Below are 18,318 nucleotides of genomic sequence, written 5' to 3'. Positions count from 1 at the left end.
TGAAAGCCAGTGGAGAGGTCTGTCACTGCCTGAAAGCCAGTGGAGAGGTCTGTCACTGCCTGAAAGCCAATGGAGAGGCCTGTCACTGCCTGAAAGCCAGTGGAGAGGCCTGTGTGTGCCTGAAAGCCAGTGGAGAGGTCTGTCACTGTCTGAAAGCCAGTGGAGAGGCCTGTCAGTGCCTGAAAGCCAGTGAGGAGCCTGTGGGAGCGGGCTTGCCCCGCGAAGAGGCCGGTGTGTCATACCCAGATCGCATCCCAATATGGATAATCCCTCGCACGCTTCACCAGGCCCGCCCTGATCGGATTGGCGATGATGTACCTCGCCACTTGCCGCACACTCTCTTCCCGGCGCAACGCCCGGTCTTGATAGCCTGCCTGCCATATTTTCCTGCGCGGCATGCCTGCTTGATACAGCGCATGACTGCTACGTGATTTGAACCGACGCATCAAACAGCACAAGGTGCCAGTCTGCAGTTCAATCAGCCAATGGATATGGTCGGGCATGACCACCCAGGCCAGCGACCGGCACAGGCCGTCTCTTTCTGCCTCGCGCATCTGAAGTATCACAGCGCGGGCGAAGCGCATGGGAGTGAAGATGCGTTTTCGCTGGTGAGTTACTGTTGTCAGCAGATACAGACCACCGGGTTGAGAGAAGCGGCCACGGCGCAGGAGGTGGGATTCGGCACGTTCCATGTGTTGTCCCTAGATGGATGTTCAAGGCAACACTAGGTGATGTTCTTGGCGGGCAACTGGCGAATAGGTTGCAGAATATTGGTTGCCAGTAACGGCCCTTTCGCGGGGCAAGCCCGCTCCCACAGGGACTGTCGCTGCCTGAAGGCGAACAATGCACCTGAGCTACTGCTGGATGATCACTGCCAGAGAGTGAGTGGTGCAGCAGGGCAGTTACGGGATGATCACTGCCAGAGAGTGAGTGATGCAGCAGGGGCAGTGACTGGATGATCGCTGCCAGAGAGTGAGTGATGCAGCAGGGCAGTGACTGGATGATCACTGCCAGTGAGTGAGTGATGCAGCAGGGCAGTTACAGGATGATCACTGCCAGAGAGTGAGTGGTGCAGCAGGGCAGTTACAGGATGATCACTGCCAGAGAGTGAGTGATGCAGCAGGGCAGTGACTGGATGATCACTGCCAGAGAGTGAGTGGTGCAGCAGGGCAGTTACGGGATGATCACTGCCAGAGAGTGAGTGATGCAGCAGGGCAGTGACTGGATGATCACTGCCAGAGAGTGAGTGATGCAGCAGGGCAGTGACTGGATGATCACTGCCAGAGAGTGAGTGGTGCAGCTGTGCAGCAGCTGAATGATCACTGCCAGAGGTTGAATGGACCTGAGCTGCCACTGGATGGGGCACTGCCAGAGGGGAAGTGAGGCACCAGGGTAGCTGCAGGATGATCACTGCCCGGTGGCCAGTGATCATCCTGTGGGAGCGGGCTTGTCCCGCGAAGGGGCCATCTCAGGCTGCACAAGGCTCAGATGTGCGGCGTCTCATAGGCATTCAACTGTTCCACAAACCGCCAGTGGCTCTTCTTGTCAAAGCCCATCCAGCGTTTCAAACGTATATCCCAACGCATGTGATGATTGGCAATCCACGGCAAGGCAAACAGGTGCGCACCGCGCCACGGGATGAACGGGTTGCGGCGCAGGCTGGCATAGATCTCCACCCGGTGGCTGGCCTGGCGGCTGGCGCAGCGGGCGTGGAAACCGGAGGTGTCGGCGACTACCAGGGTGTTGGCCGGCACGGCGAAACGGCGCGGGGCGGGCAGGCCGAGGGCGGCCAGTTCTGGCTCGTCGATACGGAACGAACCTTCACGGTGCATCTGCTCCGGCGAGTGCGCGGCACCCAGGCTCTGCCGGTATTCCCAGGCCAGGCGCTCCGGGGTCAGGCGGTGCGAGCCCGGCACATAGCTGAACGGGCCCTGGTCATCCTCCACGTCATCGAGGAACAACCACGCCTTGGCCGTCGGGTGGAAGGTGTCGGCATGCAACCGAGTCTGCGGGTCCTGGTCGGCATTGGCCGCATCAATCACGATCGACTGCAGCTGATAGGTGATGCCACCGGTATTCGACGATGCATACGAAATCAGGTCGCGCACGCCCTGGTCGGCGACGAACGCCGCACTGGCCGGGTTGGCCGCCAGCACATCCTGATCCAGGCTGACCCGGCGCGTGACTGCACGGCCCTGGCGCATCTCCCAGCCGGTGCTGCGCAGCGCCCCCAGTTCGGCGCGCAAGGCAGCGAACTGCTCGGCCGGCAAAGCGTTCTCGCGGATGAAGAAACCGTTCTGTTCGAAGTGCTCGCGCTCGGCCGGCGCCAGGCGCGCGGCCAGTGCCTGGCGTCGGTAACCGGCCATGGCCATCGCCAGTTGCCGGCGCTGCACATGCAGGCCCAGGGCATTGAGCCGGGCGCTGCCCAGCACCGGGTTGTTCTCGAACGATTTGGCGTGGGTGGCCAGTTGGAGGCAATGCCAGGGCAGTGCGGCGTAACGGCCGATGTCCTTGATCGATACAGGCATGGACTAGTCCTTTGATGGGGCCAGGGCCCGGCCGCAGCCGAGCATGGTCCGGGTGTAGTTGAGCAACGGCGCCACTCGCGGGTGGTCGGCCAGGCGCACCGGGCGGGGTGCGTTCAGGCAGGCGAGGGCGTGCCAGGCATCGCAGGGCAGGGCTTGCTGAACGTCGGCATAGCGCGCATAGCGCATCAAAGCGCCGGCTACCAACTGATCCAGGGTCAGGCGCCGGGTACGGCGCGGCAACGGCTGGTGGTCACGGGTCAGGCCCCAGCCGGCGTAGAACGGTGTGCCGTAGGTCACCACCGGCACGCCGCGCAGCAGCGCTTCGAAACCGGCAGTGGAACTCAGCGTGTGAAGCTCGTCGACCTGGCCATACAGCGTGGCGATGTCGACCCCGCCCAGCACCTGGTCGGCCAGGCCCGCCAGCTGTCCGGCAGCGATCTGGCCCTGGCGCTTGCCGGCTTCGACATCCGGGTGCGGTTTGTACAGCACCCAGGCATCCGGCAGGCTCGCCCGCACTTGCTGCAGCAAGCGCAGGTTGCAACCCACGCCGCCGCCGCTGCTCAGGGCCGAGGCATCGTCTTCGACCTGGCCGACCACCAGCACCCGGCGTTGGCCCGGTTGGCCCAGCAGGGTGGGCTGCGGCCCCTGGCGCAGGTTGAACTTGCTGGTGCCGCTGGCGACGATGCTGGCGCGCAGTTGCGCCGCGTCGGCCAGGCAGGCGGGGGTGAACGCGCTGTGTTGCAGCAGCTGTTCCAGGTCGCTGGCGGAGCGGGAGTCGTAATGAATGCCGCCACGGTCGAGCACCAGCGACAAGGCCGGGCTGTTGTTCACGCCCAACCCAGTGGAACGCATGAAGCCATCCTCGACCCGCCACACGGGCACCCCGGCTGCGCGTGCCTGCTCAGCCAGGTGCGCCGGCTCGCGCGCGGCCCAGACCAGCAGCCGGCCCTGTTCGGCCGCGACCTCTGCCACCAGGCCCGGCGCGTCCACGGCAAAGCGCAACTGCCCCCAGCGGCTGGCAAAGAAACGGCGGATGTTGTGCTGTTTGTGGCGCTTGACCCCCAGTACCGTGGTGCGCCCGGCGAACTCTGCATCGCGGGCTTTCTTGTGCGCCAGTTGGCGGGCAACCGTGAGGGCGTCGGTCAACGCCCCGGTGAGTGGGTCGACATAGCGGCAGTAGCGCACGTATGCCGCCGCCACCAGCTGCACCAGGTCGGGACGCGCCCGGCGGCGGGGGATCGCCATGCGGTCGTCAGTGAGCCCCCAGCCAGCGTAGAACGGCAGCCCGAAGCAGGTCACCGGCACGCCCTGGATCAACGCCTCGAGACCCGCCTGGCTGGTGCCGATGTACACCCGCCTGGCGCGCCTGGCCAGCGATGCCCAGGCTACCGGCCGCGCCTCCAGGGTTACCCCGCGGGCCTTGGCCGCCGCCAGCAAGCAGCTGGGCTTTTGCCCACCCAGGCAGTCCGGGTGGATACGCACCCGCACATCGGCGTCGGGGTTTTCCGCCAGGGCGGTGTCGAGCATGCGCACGTAATCCGCCTCGCACAGCCCGCCGCCGGGGATCGAATAGTCACCGGCCGTCTGGTCGACCACCAGCACCAGCGGCCGCTCCCGGCCCAGTGGGTCATCGGCGGGCAGGTCGGGGGCGTTGTTGTACTTGCCGATGCCGCTGCTGCGCATCAGCGCGATCAGCTCGCGGGCACAGTCCAGCTCCACCGCGCTAAGGGTTTCGGGCTGCTGCAGGATGTTTTCCAGCAGCGAAGGCCGATCGGCCAGGTAGTGGATGCCGATCGGGTCGACCACCATCGACATCGGTGTGTCGCCTTCGATGCCCAGCGACGAAGAGCGCAGGAAGCCGTCTTCCAGTGCGATGTAGGGCAACCCCCAGCGCTGGCAAAGCACCCGTGCGTGGGCAGACGACTGCTTGTAACCGATGCCGGCGATGGCCTTGAGCCCCTTGGGCTTGCTGCTGCCGCGGCGCCACAACCAGAAAGGCGGGCCTTCCGGGCCAAGGAACTGCGGCAGGTGCAGCACCTTCCAGGCCACCCACTGCGACATGATGCCGACCCAGCCCGGGCCTTCGACCAGGGCCTGCAGGTTCACTTGTTGCGGTGCGTTCATGGCAGCACCCGCCACATCCCGCGTACCGGCGGGAACGGCACCAGGCGCTTGCGGCGCAGGGCAAAGCCATTGTTCAGGTACAACCGCCGTGCCCGTAGGTTGTTCAGGTGGACTTCCAGCTCGATACGGGCAAAACCCTGGGCAGCGGCATGCGCGCAGCATGCCTGCAGCAGCGCCGCGCCGATCCCCTGGTTACGCGCAGGTCTGCCCACGCGCAGCCCATACAGCAGGAACGGGTAGCGCCACTCGCGCCATTCGCTGAGGCAGAACCCGGCGAAGCGCACCCCGCCATTGATCAGGCCGAACTCCCGCACGAACGGCCGCCAGCGCAAGGCGAACGGCCCGCGCCGGGCGTGTTTGAATGCGGCGAAGCCCACCGCCCGCTCGCCGTCGAAGGCCAGCAGCACGCGGTCCCAGTGAATGCCCCCGGCCAGCAGGCGAAAGCGGCAGGCGGCATCGCCGAGCAGAAACGCCAGCGAGCCGCGGCCCTGGCTCAGCAAATGCGCCAGGGCAGGGTCTGCGGCACGCTCCGGTGCCAGTTCCGATCCCAGGACGATGCGCAACACGGCGTCAGGCGACCACGGCGGCAGCTTTGTGCGCAGGCGCGCTGGCGTTGGCCGCAAGGGCCTCGGCCAGCAGCACGCTGGACAACGCTTCAACGCGGAGCGGGGCGGCCGGGCTGCCGGGCTGACGGCGGTTGGACCAGATCAGGTAGTCGGTATCGCCCGCCGGGGCGCCGATGGCCTGGTACACCTCGGGCAGAATCGGTACGTGGTCGCCGAAGAAGCACAGCAAGGCTTCACCCGGCATACCCTGCAGGGTATCGCGCAGCATGCCGAGCATGCGGTCGGCGTTGCCGATGTGGCGCAGGTAGGGGGCCAGGTCTTTCATGCCTGCTTGCAACGGGCGTTCGAACCAGCTGGGCAGCTCGGCGTCGGTGACGCTTTCCAGGTGCAGCGGGCCGTGGTTTTCCATGGTGATGGCATGGATGAACAGCGGCTGCTTGCGCATCGGCGCCTGCAGCAGCACGCGGATCTTTTCTGCCACGGCGCAATCGCCGATGAACGGGCCGGCCTTTTGCGACGGCTCGAAGGCGCGCACGTCGATGAACTCATCGAAGCCCAGTGCCGGCAGCACCTTGTCGCGGCCATAAAAGCTGCCGTCGTAAGGGTGGATGCACACCGTGCGGTAGCCCAGGGCCTTCATGTGCGCGGCGATGCTTGGCAAGCCTTGGCGGGCCAGCACCCGGTAAGGGTTGAAGCGGTGCACGCCGAGGCGCTCGGCCGGGATGCCGGTGAGGTAGGCGAACTCGGTGCGCACCGTGTTGGCCCCCCAGGCGGCGACCTGCAGCTTGCCGTGGGCCAGGGATTCGCTGGCCAGGCGGTCGAACTGCTTGAGTACCCCAGGGCGTACACCAGCCCACAGGCTGCGCACATCGAAGAACGATTCGCTCTGAACAGATACCAGGTCGGGAAGCTGGGTCGCCTGTGCCGGCCCTTTCGCGGGGCAAGCCTGCTGCCACAATTGCTCACCCGGCGCAGTAACTGTGGGAGCGGGCTTGCCCCGCGAAGAGGCCAGTGCGGCAAACGGCGAGCCCAGCCCAGCCCGGTCCACCTTGGCCCGCGCCGCCCAGAAGTAGCGCCACAAGCTGGCCGCCAGGCCCCAGCCCAGCACATCACGTTCGGCATCGAAGCTCGGCCGCACCGCGCGGTGCCCCAGGCGCAGCATGCCCAGGCCGAGTACCAGCGGTAGCAGCGCTTCGCTACGCGCCTTGGGCACTTCGAAGCTCAGGCCCGCCCACAGGTAAACGACAAAGCCGACGGCAAGCACCACCGCCTTGCCAATCCCGAAGAACGGCAGGTACAGGCGCGGAAACTTCACCGCGTCGCTGAAGTACTCGAAGTCCGCACACACGAATGGTTCACGCAGGGAGTGGTACTTGGAGTTGCTCACCAGCACGATCAGCAGCCACAGCAGCAACAGGTTCACGCCACTGAACACGGGCCGTGCGGTCAGCCCGTGGAGCAGGGCAAAGCCCACGCACCACAAGCCTGCATGCAGCAGCCAGCAATCCAGTGGGCGCTTCAGGGCTGGGCGGGGCACCAGCAAACGTTCGACCAGTACGGTCAGGCCCAGCCCGACCACGGCAACCGGCAACAAGGAGGCATCAATCACTGTACTTCAGCCCACGCAGGATCATCGAAGAAAGCCACTGCGGGATCAGCCCCAGCAGCCAGGTGCCCAGGTTGAGCGGGAAGGGGAAACTGATGCGCGCCTGGTTTTTCGCCAGGCCCCGCTTGATGCGGCGGGCGGCTTTTTCTGCGGTCCACAGGAACGGCTTCGGCCCAGGCATTTCGAAGCACATCTTCGATTCCACATAGCCCGGCACGATCACATTGACCTTGACCCCCTCCGGCGCCAGCCAGTCGCGGATCGCCTCGCCATACACGCGGATCGCTGCCTTGCTGGCGCTGTAGGTCGGGGTCACCGGCAGCCCGCGCCAGCCGGCCAGCGAGCTGAACAGCCCGATCTGCCCGTGGCCACGGCTGCGCATGGCCGGCAGTGCCGCTTCGACAGTGGCCAGGGCGGCCATCACGTTGACCTCCAGCAGGGCACGGCTGTCGTCCCAGCACTCGGCTTCGCCATTGGCGCCGACGGCGGTGTTGAGGCCGGCACCCACCAGTACCAGGTCGGGCTGATGTGCCTCGCTGACCCGCCGTACCATCGCCCGCAGGGCATCAAGGTCACGCACGTCGATGGCTTCGAGCAGCACTTCGGCGCCCAGGGCGCGGCATTGTGCGGCCATCTCGAGCAGGCGGTCCTGGCGACGGCCTTGCAGGATCAGGGTTACGCCCGGCGCGGCGTAGGCCGGCGCCAAGGCGCCACCGATGCCGCCCGTGGCGCCAGTGATGAGGATGCAGCGGGGCGAAGCGGTGTGGTTCATAGGTACTTTTCGATTCTTGAAGTTTTTGCCATCAGCACTTCCAGGCAATTGGCCACCGCCATGTCGATGCCACAGCCGGTATAGAAACCGCCGTTGACCTGGGTGGTGTGGATGACCGTGTTGCGAAAGCGATGGAACAAGGTGTTGTCGGGCACTTCCGGCTGCTGCCAGAAGGTGTCCAGCCCACCTTGGTGGGTAAGGCCCGGCATGGCGTAGATCGGCTCGGCCAGCACGCAGGTGGGCCGGTGGTGCAGCAGCGCCGAAGCCCCGGCGGTGCTGTTGACGGTGATCATGCCGGCGATGTGCGAAAGCAGCGTGGGCATGTGCCCGCTTTCCATGAAATGCACCCGGTCTTCCACGCCGTACTGCGTGGCGAGCCTGGCCACGACCTTGCGGTAGTTCACCAGCCCGGGTGTCAGCGGGTGGTTCTTGATCAGCAGGCGGGCATCGAAGGGTGCGTTGAGCGAAAACGAGTCGATGACATGGGCGATCACCTGCTCCATGTTCTGGAACGGCGAGTGGTCGCGGATTTGCGCATCGCTGTCCAGTTGAAGCGGCAACAGGAAGGTCGGGTGCCGCTCGCGGGCCACTTCGGCCACCAGCGCATCGTCGTGCACACGGGCGCGCATCAGGCGCAAGCCCTGGCGGATGAACCCGGCATACTCGGCCGCCGCGCTGAACGGCGCATGGGTGCGATAGCGCGGGTAGAACAGCGGGTTGAGCGCGCCACCGACGTGATACAGCACATCGTGGGTGGCCCGTGCGGCAAAAGACAGCTTGAAGGCATTGCCGTTCTGGTAGCGCGGGATGTGCTTGCCCACCTCGCGGTACCACTGCGGGTCACGGGGCAGGCGCGAATGGTTGTTCACCCCGTCACGCTCCAGGGTCACCCAGTAGGGCCGGAAGTAACCTTCTTCGAACACATGCACGCGCACACCATGCAGCCGTGCCAGCTGCACCGCCGGGCGATGCACCGGGCGGCAGTCGCCGAACAGCACCAGGTCGGTGATGTCCAGTTGGCGCAGCACCTGGGCATACCACGCTTCGCTGTCCTCGGCCTTGTGCGGGCAGTTCAGGTAGCCACCGCTGGCGCCATACAGGGCGTCGCCCACGTTGAAGCGCACGCTGTGTACGCGCTGGCCAATGCCGCGCAGGGCTGTGGCCAAGCGGTTGAAGAACGGTGAACTGACCCCTTGCAGGAACAGGAAGTTATGGGTGGGGATACGCAGCAGCGGACTACGCGTCGCCCGTGCATTCAGTTGTTGGGGCGCGTGATCCCCAACAAACTGCTCAAGCGTCGTTTCAAGTCCTGCCATCGGGAGGTAGCTCCTTGCTGGGGTAGCGAATGCCAATGCTGTAGTTCGTAAAGCGTCTGTTCTGCAGTGGTGAAGCGGTTGGTGATGCGGCTTACATAGGTGGGGTAGAGCAGCAGCGTGCCGGCCACCAGTTCATCCAGGCTCAGGCGCCGGCTGCGCCTTGCCTGCACCTGAGGCTGCAGGTCCATGTCCCGGGTCAGCCCCCAGCCGGCGTAGAACGGCTGGCCGTAGGTCGTCACCGGTACCCCGCGCAGCAGCGCTTCGAAGCCCGACTGCGAGGTCAGCACATGCACCTCGTCCACAACCTCCAGCAGCTGCTGCAAAGGGGCGTTGCCGATCACCTCGTCGCACCAATGCACGGTTTGTGCCTCATCGTCGCCACGGGCGCGGGTACCGGCCAGTACTTCGGGGTGCGGCTTGTACAGCACCCACGCCTGCGGGTTGTGCTCGCGCACAGCGCGCAGCAGTTGCAGGTTGCTGCGGATCTGGTGGCCGCCGAAGCGGATCGACGCATCGCCCTCCACCTGGCCTGTAACCAGGATCACCTGGCGCGCCTCGGCCGGGCGCTGCCAGTTGGCGCCTGGCAAGTTGTACTTGGTCAGCCCGGCGCTGCAGATGGCCAGGCGCAGGGCCTGGGCACGGGCCAGCAGCTCGGTGCTGAAGGTTTCGCTGGCGAGGATGCGTTCCAGCCGCGAGGGGCGGGTGGCGTCGTAATAGATGCCCAGGTCATCGATTACCCACGACAGCGGCCGCGCCTTGCCGGCGCCCAGGCCCACCGAGCGCAGGAAACCGTCCTCGACACGGTTGACCGGTTGCGGGTGGTCACGCAGGTGATCGTCATGCTTGCAGCCCCACGACACCACCGGCAAATCACCGGTCAGCGGTTGTTCGGCCTTGACGAAGCGGATGGCCGCGCCATTGAAAAACAGGCCTGCGAGCGGCTCTTTCCAGCGGCTGAAACCGAGCATCTGCACGCTGCCGGGCAGCACACTGCGGTGCCGGCGCTGCAGGCCCAGCCAATTGATCAACGCTTCTGGCGTGCTGGGTGTGCCGCGTTCGGGGCATACATAGCGCGGGTAGGCCACCAGGCTGGCGTGCACCAGCTGCGCCAGCGGCACCGGCATACGCCGCGCTGGTGCGGGCAGGCGGTCGTCGGTCAGGCCCCAGCCGGCATAGAAGGGCATGCCCCAGGTGTGCACCGGCACGCCCCAAAGCAGGGCGTCGAAGCCCAGTTGCGAGGTCATCACATACACCGCGCGCATGCGCGGCAGCAGCTCGGCCGGGTGCACATTGCGCGCCAGCACCCGGACCCGCGGGTTGCCCGCCAGCGCCGCCAGGTCGTAGTGCCCGGCCTTGCGACCGGCGACCACGTCGGGGTGCACCTTGAGCAGGATGGTGCTGTGCGGGTAGCGCGCCAGGGCCGCTTCAAGCATGGCCTGGAAGTCGGCCGTGCCGGCGCCTTGCAGCGAGGCGTCGGCGCAGGTCTGGTCGGCCACCAGCACACAGTCCGCCGGCAAGGGCGGCTGTTCGATGCGCGCGTCGTTGTACTTGGAAACCCGCTGCTGCTGCCACAAGCTGCGCAGCGCATCGGCGCGCTCGGCCTGCTCGGCCGTGAGGGGCGTGGCGATGAGTTGCTCCAGCCGTGACGGCTGGCTGGCGTCGTAATACACCCCGACGTCATCGACGATCAGCGACAACGGTGGCTCATCTGCCCCCAGCCCCACCGAACGGACAAACCCGTCTTCCAGCGTCAGCACCTGCTTGCCGGCCTTGCGCGCCTCGGCCATGGCCTTGAGCGCACTGGGCTTGCGCCCCCAGGCCATTACCCAGTCCGCGGCCGGCACATCGCGCACGGCACCGCTGTGCAGCGCGAAATCGGGCAACAAGGCAGGCAAGGTACTGATGCGCTGGGCACCTTTGGACAGGATCAGCAAGCGCGGGCGGTGTGACGCGTCATCCATAAACGAGAAGCGGGGTTCCATACCAGAGCAAGGTGACAGGGCGTTGGACCCTTTTGGGATCCAGAATTTTTAGGCGGCGAATCTTAATACAATTCCGCATAAGGAGAATTGCTTTTAGAGGAATTTCTAACAAAGAAATCACAGATTTTTCAGCAATGTTGAGGGCAATAGAGGCGAATTGACATCAATTCACAGCTAATGACCGTCTGTCGGTGAATTTTTGTGACCTAACCTCAAATTCCGAGCTTGCGTACGGTCGTCAGCGAACTTTCAGCGCAGCGCTATCCTCGTAATGAGGGCTCGTCAATAGATTGATGTCATGGAGACCTACCGCATGCATAAAACCAAGATGCTGCACCGGACCTGCATCCTGGCCATGATGGCCACTCCCCTTGCGGCGACTGCCGCCCCCAGCACTGAACCCCGCTTCGTCGTCGGCCTGGTCGGCGCCTATGACGATTTCAACTTCCACGGTGGCAGGCAATCTCACAGTGAGCACGTCTGGGAGGGCGGCCTGTTCGCCAGCTACGGCAACAAGATGACCGCCGAATCCGGCCTGGTGTACCAGCTGGGTGCGGAGGGCAAGTACGCCGAGCAGAGCGACTACAAGTTCAAGGATGCCCGGGGTGCGTTGGATCTTGGTTGGCGCGTGGCGCTGGATGCGCGCAACTTTGCCGATGTGATCGTGGGGGCCGGCTACACCTGGCAGCGCTTCGAGCTGGTGTCACACAGGCTCGACACCGACCTGACCTACGAATCACCGTTTGCCAAGTTGGCGCTGGGTTACAACCACCAGTTCGATGCGTCCACCGTGCGGGTAGAGGCGGGGGTGCGGCACATGTTCAGTGGTCGGGTGAATCTGGATGTTCAGGGCTTTGATGATGACAGTGGCGACATGAAGGATCGCACCAACCCTTACGCCGAGATCACCTTGTTGATGAACCAGCAGGGCAATTTCCCGATTCAGGCGGGGCTTTATTACATTCGCTCCAACTATGAGCTTGAGGACAAGTCGCTGTTGGCGGATAACACCGAGCTCAAGCGCGATGAGTTTGGGGTCAAGTTGGGGATTGCGTTCTGAGGGTGGGTTGGGGGTGTGTCTGGGCTTGTAGGTGCTTGGCATAACAAGGCATCAGGGCTTCCAGGTGCCTGCCACAACATATGTAGCGCCTGTGAGATCGAGCGCCGCCCGCGCGGCGCATCGCGGATAAATCCGCTCCTACATTTGTTTCGGGCCAATCACTCCTGTGAAGCCAACAGGGACCGCCTTGTTGGCATGGCGATGCATCTTGGTGGGCGCTGATGCAGCTCCACCTGTCTCCAGTCATGCACAAAGGCGGACACCCTAACTGGCACAGGCCAGACTGGCTCGAAAGAAATGTAGGAGCGGATTTATCCGCGATGCGCCGCGCGGGCGGCGCTCGATCTCACAGGCGCTGAAGATGTTGCGGCAGGCCCATCGCGGCCCTGACCCATTTTCCAGTCAGGCCCTTGTGGCCCTGATGCAATCTCCAGCCATGCACCAAGGCGGACACCCTAACTGGCACAGGCCGGACTGGCCCGAAACAAATGTAGGAGCGGATTTATCCGCGATGCGCCGCGCGGGCGGCGCTCGATCTCCCAGGCGCTGAAGATGTTGTGGCAGGCCCATCGCAGCCCTGACCCATTTTCCAGTCAGGCCCTTGTAGCCCTGATGCAATCTCCAGTCATGCACCAAGGCGGCCCCCCTAACTGGCACAGGACAGACTGGCCCGAAACAGACTGTGGGAGCGGGCTTGCCCCGCGAAGCGCCGCGCGGGCGGCGCTCGATCTCCCAGGCGCTGATGATGTTGCGGCAGACCCATCGCAGCCCTGACCCCATCTCCAGGCAGCCGCTTGAGGCCCTGCCATAGAACAAAGCCTTACTGACTATGCCCCGTGCGCTCCATAGCTGCCCCCAGTGCATCCGCCTGCCCCCAGGCAATCTGTATCGCCCGCAACCCATGCATCAGCAGCTGGCGCGTCTCTTCATCCTCGACCCGCTCAAGGGCCCGGCGACTGTCGCTGTAGGCAAACATCAAGTAATTGGAAATATTCAGCAGCACATATTCCTTGGGAACAATGTTGTCGCTGATGGCTCGGGAAAAGGTTCTGTCGAGTGGTAAATCAATGTGGGGTGGATCGGGTACGATTTTTTTCATGGCTATTCCTGAACGCTTCTGGCACACCACCCTTCCGTTCCACAGGAAGGGTGGCGGCGGTACGCGGGGTGGAAACCCGAGTGCATTCAGGAAAACTCGGTAGGCACGAGGCCTCCCGCGTACAGCCGCCATTAACGACAGAATCCAAAATGCTTGTACGGGTTTCCACGCCCGGTCACTGAGCATCAGCGACACCAAAAGCCTATTGGGCAGGCTTCCCATCCACAATCAGACGCCTGTCGACAGACTGCGTAGGATATTTTCCCAACCCCATCACCTCCACCCCTGAACTGTAGGAATCTTCTGAATTCACCTTAAGAATCAGCCAATCAAAACCCGCCAGTCACTTTCCCACCAAACCCCGTCCCCAACGCTTTGCATCACATGACAAAAACCTTACCATTCGCCGCTTCGAATTGACTGCAGTCTTCAGGGACGAAAATGAACCACCTCGACATCGCAAAAGAAGCCCTCATCGCCCAGGCTCAAGCCGTCACCCAACTGGCCGACCGCCTCGATGGCGAATTCCAGAGCGCTGTAGAACTGATTCTCGGCTGCCAGGGCCGTACCGTCGTGTGTGGCATGGGCAAGTCCGGCCTGATCGGCCAGAAGATGGTCGCCACCTTCGCCTCCACCGGCACCCCAAGTTTCTTCCTGCACCCCGCCGAAGCCTTCCATGGCGACCTGGGCATGCTCAAGCCGATCGACGTGCTGATCCTCATCAGCTACAGCGGTGAAACCGAAGAGCTGATCAAGCTGATCCCGAGCCTGAAGTCGTTCGGCAACAAAATCATCGCCATGACCGGCAACGGCAAGTCGACCCTGGCCAAGCACGCCGACATCTGGCTGGATATCTCGGTCGAGCGCGAGGTATGCCCGAACAATCTGGCGCCGACCACTTCGACCCTGGCCACCATGGCCATGGGCGACGCCCTGGCAGTGGCATTGATCGACGCCATCCAGTTCAAGCCGATGGACTTCGCCCGCTACCACCCCGGTGGCAGCCTGGGCCGCAAGCTGCTGACCCGCGTGCGTGACGTGATGCACTCGCCGGCACCGGTGGTGACCCCGGCCACCAACTTCCACGACTGCCTGCTGGTCATGACCCGTAGCCGCTTGGGCCTGACCGTGGTGATGGACGACGACAAACTGGTCGGCATCGTCACTGATGGCGACCTGCGCCGGGCGCTGTTGGAGAATGAAGGCATCGTTCATGAAAACGTTGCCCAGTTCATGACGGCCAAGCCGCATACCATTCAGGAAGATGCGCAACTGTCCGAGGCTGAGGCGTACATGCTGGATAACAAGATCCGTGCATTGGCGGTGACGGATGCTGAAGGGGCTGTAGTGGGTGTGGTCGAAATCTTCGACTAATACCGAGACCAGCAGCGCAGATGGGCTGCTGGTTCTTCAGTGGGGGTTGCTGGTCTTGATGAGTTCATAGTGCAAGACAATGTCTGGGCATGCTGAAGCTTCAGTTAAAGAGGATCAGCCTCCCCCTGGTGATGTCAAATCATACTGCGGTTTTAGATCGGATAGCGAGCGGGCCGAGCAGGCGTTCGAATTCTTTTAGTTTTGGGTTGTTTGGTGATCGATCTTTAATTGCGTTGACGTGCTGAACGCAATCCTCAAGGCGATTCTCTAGGATTAGTGACTCGATCAATAGAGTTCGAGACTTAATGTGTCTTGGGTTGAGGAGTACGCATTTTTCAAATTCCTCAATTGCCAGTTTTTGTTTTTCTAGTTTGAGAAATATTAGGCCGCGAGAAAAGTAGGCATTGTCCATTTTTGGAGAAAGCTGTATTGCTTGGTTTTGATTGTTCAGTGCTGACTCATATAGGCCTAGATCAAATTGTGCAATGCCAAGTTTGTGGCGGGCAATTGCGTTATCAGGGCTCATATTGCATGCTGCCTGGAGGTGGTTGGAAGCAAGCTTGCTGTCTCGGTCAAGCAAGGCTAGATGACCAAGAAAAAGTTCCTTTCCAAACTCCGGGTGATCAAATTCATTTGACCAAGGAAGATTGGGGAGTTCTCCAGTTTCACCAAATCTCTGTATTAGCCCCATCAGGTCAAAGCGCTGACCAATAAATGTTGAAACTGCATGTGGTCCGCCGCGCAGAGCGTAGCGCTTAATATTTTCTATGTCATGGGTCTTGCTGGCTTGGAATATATCAGTTAGGTCTGTGTCGCCGTAGACTTGCGTAACTGATAAGTTAGATTGTTTGAGAAGTGGGCGTATATCGGCATAGCCCTTATGCTGTTCTTTTTTTCCCATGGAGCCGCTTCGGGTCTCTCGGCCGTAAAGTAGAAACTCTCCTCCAAAAGATAAGCATCTAGTTTTTACGTCATGTAATTCGTTGGAAAGGATTGCGCCATAAAGCATCGCTCCGTACCCGCCCATTGAGGGGCCAAGAAAAATTACTTCTTGGGGGGATGTGCTACGTATGATTTCCAGTAGTGATGCCGCTGCTTGAAGTGCAGTACGACCTAATCCTGGGATTCCGTGAACATACCAACCATTATCTGAGTCGTTGAGGAAAATTTTATTTCCTGGTATTGGGGACATGACACGCCAGAACATGAATTTTCCTGGTTCGATGTCGACAGAGGAGAAGATGACGTAGGTTTTGGTTGAGTTGGAATCCCGAACTACTTTGATGAAGTCACTTTCCAATGCTACTGAGTTGTTTTTTTCGGGCATGTAATTGCGCTTCTTGAGTGAGGGCTGTGCTGGCCATGATACTGCTAAGGGCGCTGCGCATCATAGGCTTATTCTGAGGGGCAGTATAGAACATCAGAGGGGCATGTATAAGGTGGTGATTGTGGGCGTCAATCATCGGCTCAAAAGTCAGATTTTCAGGCTAGGCGGCGCGTTTGGTCAGAGTGTTTGTTTCGATAGAGGTAAGATTGGATTGGTGACGCCGCCCGCTGTTGGGGCGGCATTTATTCGTTTCTGCTCCAGGCACGTGTCCCTAGTCGCAGCAGCTAACGCCATAACTTAACATCAAGGATCGAATCTTTCATTAACGCTCTTCCTTTAGCTGAAATGCATTATCAGATTCTGAATTTTTACTGCGCCATCTTCGCCATGACCTTCGCATACCCCGCAGCGCTACCCAGCACCGCATCCTTGCCTTGCGCAAACAGAATGGCGTCGGCCACTTCGCGGAACGCACCCGTACCGCCCGCCGCATTCAGCGTCTTAGTGGCGGCAGCTTTGACGTAAACCGGAGCATCAGCCACAGCAAACGACATCCCACAGGCAGCGAAGGCAGGCAAGTCAATGCAGTCGTCCCCGATGCAGGCGGTTTGCTCTGCCGTAACACCCGCCTCAGCCATCAGCTGGTTGCAGGCCGCGAGCTTGTCCTTCACGCCAAACTGGCACAGCGTCACACCCAAGTCCGCTACACGCTTGCGCAACGTCGCCGAGTCACGCCCGGAAAGCACCGCCACCCGCACGCCATTCTCTTCCAGCAAGCGCATGCCCATGCCGTCACGTACATGGAAGCGTTTGAGGCATTCGCCGGTCGCGTCGTAGTAGATGCCACCATCGGTCAGCACGCCGTCCACGTCGGTAATCACCAGGCGGATATCAGCAAGCGTCGGTTTGGGCACTGGCGCTTGCCCGGTCATCAGGGCGCGCACCTGCTCCAGGCACTCGGGGGTGTCCACGCCAGGGCCGGTTGGTTCGACGACATAAGCCCGAATGCAGTAACCCGCAGCCATCAAGCGCAGCTGCTCCAGTTTCTCGGCATGCTCCATCATCGGCCGCGGCAGGCTGGAATACTCGGCCAGCACTTCGCGGCGATAGGCATAAACGCCAACGTGCTTGAGGTAGGTCGCCGCTTCACTGTCACGTGGGTAGGGGATGGGCGAGCGGCTGAAGTACAGCGCGTTGCCATTGCCCGCCAGCACCACTTTGACGGTGTTCGGGTTGGTCGCTTCATGCGCGTCGATGGGGTGGCACAGTGTGCCAACACTGACACTGCCATCTTTCAGCATGCCGGCAGCCAGGGCCTCGATATCTGCCGGGCGCACCAGCGGCTCGTCGCCTTGCAGGTTGATGTAGATGTCCGCATCAACCTTGGCCATCACTTCAGCGAGGCGGTCAGTGCCAGACGGGTGGTCTGGCGAAGTCATCACGCACACGCCGCCAAAGCCGCGCACGGCCTCTGCAACTCGCTCGTCGTCAGTGGCAATGACCACGACCTGCGCATTGGCAACCTGCAGTGCGCGCTCGTAAACATGCTGCACCATCGGTTTGCCAGCGATATCGGCCAGTGGCTTGCCCGGCAGGCGGGTGGAGCCGTAGCGGGCCGGGATGACGATCGCGACCCGTTGTTCAGAAGTTGCCATGCTTGCAGTCCTTGTTGCCGGGCTTACGAAATAACCAGTGGCTGGAAACCTTTGACCAGATCATCCAACGCCTTGATCTGTGCCAGGAACGGCTCCAGCTTGTCCAGCGGCAGGGCGCTCGGGCCGTCGCACTTGGCCTGGTCGGGGTTCGGGTGGGCTTCCAGGAACAGGCCGGCCAGGCCAACCGCCATGCCGGCGCGGGCGAGGTCGACCACCTGTTCGCGACGGCCACCGGAGGCAGTGCCGGACGGGTCGCGGTTCTGCAGGGCGTGGGTGACGTCGAAGATGATTGGCAGGTTGTCGCAGGTGCGCTTCATCACGCCAAAGCCGAGCATGTCGACCACCAGGTTGTCGTAGCCCATGCAGGTGCCGCGGTCGCAGAGGATCAGCTGGTCGTTACCGGCTTCCTTAAACTTGTGCACGATGTTCTGCATCTGCGACGGGCTGAGGAACTGTGGCTTCTTGATGTTGACCGGCTTGCCGGTCTTGGCCAGGGCCACCACGAGGTCGGTCTGGCGGGCCAGGAAGGCGGGCAGCTGCAGCACGTCAACCACTTCGGCGACCGGGGCGCACTGGTGGATCTCGTGCACGTCGGTGATGATCGGCACGCCGAACTCGGCTTTCACTTTCTCGAAGATGCGCAGGCCTTCTTCCATGCCCGGGCCACGGTAGGAGTGGATCGAGGAGCGGTTGGCCTTGTCGAAGCTGGCCTTGAACACGTAAGGGATGCCCAGTTTCTCGGTAACCCGAACGTACTCGGCGCAGGCAGTCAGGGCCAGGTCCTCGGATTCGAGCACGTTGATGCCGCCAAATAGAACAAATGGCGCTGAGTTAGAGCAGGTGATGTGAGGTGCGATTTTCATGATATTACTCGTGAATTTGTCGCCGCTAATAGCGTTAAAAATAGAG

Annotated in this window: 14 protein-coding genes; 2 read left to right on the top strand and 12 right to left on the bottom strand. The window is 62.2% G+C overall.

The window, feature by feature from the left end; all coding sequences use genetic code 11:
• Positions 1–236 precede the first annotated feature (236 nt).
• From ACIPZ5_RS23580 to ACIPZ5_RS23545, 8 genes are all read right to left on the bottom strand, one after another.
• Positions 237–692: an REP-associated tyrosine transposase gene (locus ACIPZ5_RS23580; protein WP_343600301.1), complete on the bottom strand. Its 456-nt coding sequence runs from the start codon at positions 690–692 to the stop codon at positions 237–239.
• 792 nt (positions 693–1,484) lie between these two features.
• Positions 1,485–2,528, bottom strand: coding sequence for a phytanoyl-CoA dioxygenase family protein (locus ACIPZ5_RS23575; protein WP_400810871.1), 1,044 nt, complete (start codon positions 2,526–2,528; stop codon positions 1,485–1,487).
• Positions 2,529–2,531: 3 nt separating this feature from the next.
• The gene (locus ACIPZ5_RS23570) at positions 2,532–4,652 is read right to left on the bottom strand and encodes a capsular polysaccharide biosynthesis protein (RefSeq protein ID WP_400810869.1); all 2,121 of its coding nucleotides are present in this window, start codon (positions 4,650–4,652) and stop codon (positions 2,532–2,534) included.
• Entirely contained in the window at positions 4,649–5,218 is a 570-nt protein-coding gene (locus ACIPZ5_RS23565; protein ID WP_343600307.1) for a GNAT family N-acetyltransferase, read from the bottom strand. Before ACIPZ5_RS23565 ends, ACIPZ5_RS23570 begins: the two co-directional genes overlap by 4 nt.
• Positions 5,219–5,222: 4 nt before the next feature.
• Positions 5,223–6,812 (bottom strand): sulfatase-like hydrolase/transferase, encoded by a 1,590-nt coding sequence (locus tag ACIPZ5_RS23560; RefSeq protein WP_400810905.1) that lies wholly within the window; start codon positions 6,810–6,812, stop codon positions 5,223–5,225.
• A gap of 7 nt (positions 6,813–6,819) precedes the next feature.
• Positions 6,820–7,596: an SDR family NAD(P)-dependent oxidoreductase gene (locus ACIPZ5_RS23555; RefSeq protein WP_343600309.1), complete on the bottom strand. Its 777-nt coding sequence runs from the start codon at positions 7,594–7,596 to the stop codon at positions 6,820–6,822.
• Positions 7,593–8,912 carry a capsule biosynthesis protein gene (locus tag ACIPZ5_RS23550; RefSeq protein ID WP_400810867.1) on the bottom strand — a complete coding sequence of 440 codons (1,320 nt, stop codon included), beginning with the start codon at positions 8,910–8,912 and terminating at the stop codon, positions 7,593–7,595. Before ACIPZ5_RS23550 ends, ACIPZ5_RS23555 begins: the two co-directional genes overlap by 4 nt.
• Positions 8,852–10,873 carry a capsular polysaccharide biosynthesis protein gene (locus ACIPZ5_RS23545; protein ID WP_400810865.1) on the bottom strand — a complete coding sequence of 674 codons (2,022 nt, stop codon included), beginning with the start codon at positions 10,871–10,873 and terminating at the stop codon, positions 8,852–8,854. The genes ACIPZ5_RS23550 and ACIPZ5_RS23545 overlap by 61 nt, the downstream gene beginning before the upstream one ends.
• 334 nt (positions 10,874–11,207) lie before the next feature.
• Here ACIPZ5_RS23545 and ACIPZ5_RS23540 point away from each other — a divergent pair, with 334 nt between their 5' ends.
• Positions 11,208–11,954, top strand: a complete 747-nt coding sequence (locus ACIPZ5_RS23540; protein ID WP_343600315.1) for an outer membrane beta-barrel protein — start codon at positions 11,208–11,210, stop codon at positions 11,952–11,954.
• Between the two features lie 820 nt (positions 11,955–12,774).
• On the opposite strand, the gene ACIPZ5_RS23535 is transcribed toward ACIPZ5_RS23540, so the two are convergent.
• Positions 12,775–13,053: a hypothetical protein gene (locus ACIPZ5_RS23535; RefSeq protein WP_400810863.1), complete on the bottom strand. Its 279-nt coding sequence runs from the start codon at positions 13,051–13,053 to the stop codon at positions 12,775–12,777.
• A gap of 441 nt (positions 13,054–13,494) precedes the next feature.
• On the opposite strand from ACIPZ5_RS23535, the gene ACIPZ5_RS23530 reads away from it, so the two are divergent.
• Positions 13,495–14,427, top strand: coding sequence for a KpsF/GutQ family sugar-phosphate isomerase (locus tag ACIPZ5_RS23530; RefSeq protein ID WP_343599529.1), 933 nt, complete (start codon positions 13,495–13,497; stop codon positions 14,425–14,427).
• Positions 14,428–14,566: 139 nt separating this feature from the next.
• On the opposite strand, the gene ACIPZ5_RS23525 is transcribed toward ACIPZ5_RS23530, so the two are convergent.
• The 3 genes from ACIPZ5_RS23525 to kdsA all read right to left on the bottom strand — a co-directional run bounded on the left by ACIPZ5_RS23525 (position 14,567) and on the right by kdsA (position 18,272).
• Positions 14,567–15,754, bottom strand: coding sequence for a tetratricopeptide repeat protein (locus ACIPZ5_RS23525; RefSeq protein WP_400810861.1), 1,188 nt, complete (start codon positions 15,752–15,754; stop codon positions 14,567–14,569).
• Positions 15,755–16,122: 368 nt separating this feature from the next.
• Positions 16,123–17,409, bottom strand: a complete 1,287-nt coding sequence (kdsB, locus tag ACIPZ5_RS23520; protein WP_400810859.1) for a 3-deoxy-manno-octulosonate cytidylyltransferase — start codon at positions 17,407–17,409, stop codon at positions 16,123–16,125.
• Positions 17,410–17,432: 23 nt separating this feature from the next.
• The gene (gene kdsA / locus ACIPZ5_RS23515) at positions 17,433–18,272 is read right to left on the bottom strand and encodes a 3-deoxy-8-phosphooctulonate synthase (RefSeq protein WP_400810857.1); all 840 of its coding nucleotides are present in this window, start codon (positions 18,270–18,272) and stop codon (positions 17,433–17,435) included.
• Between the last annotated feature and the right edge of the window lie 46 nt (positions 18,273–18,318).

Source organism: Pseudomonas sp. NPDC089428 (genome assembly GCF_044749325.1).
GTDB lineage: Bacteria > Pseudomonadota > Gammaproteobacteria > Pseudomonadales > Pseudomonadaceae > Aquipseudomonas.
Note: the sequence above shows the minus strand (reverse complement) of the source record. Positions and strands in the feature narration are given on the sequence as shown.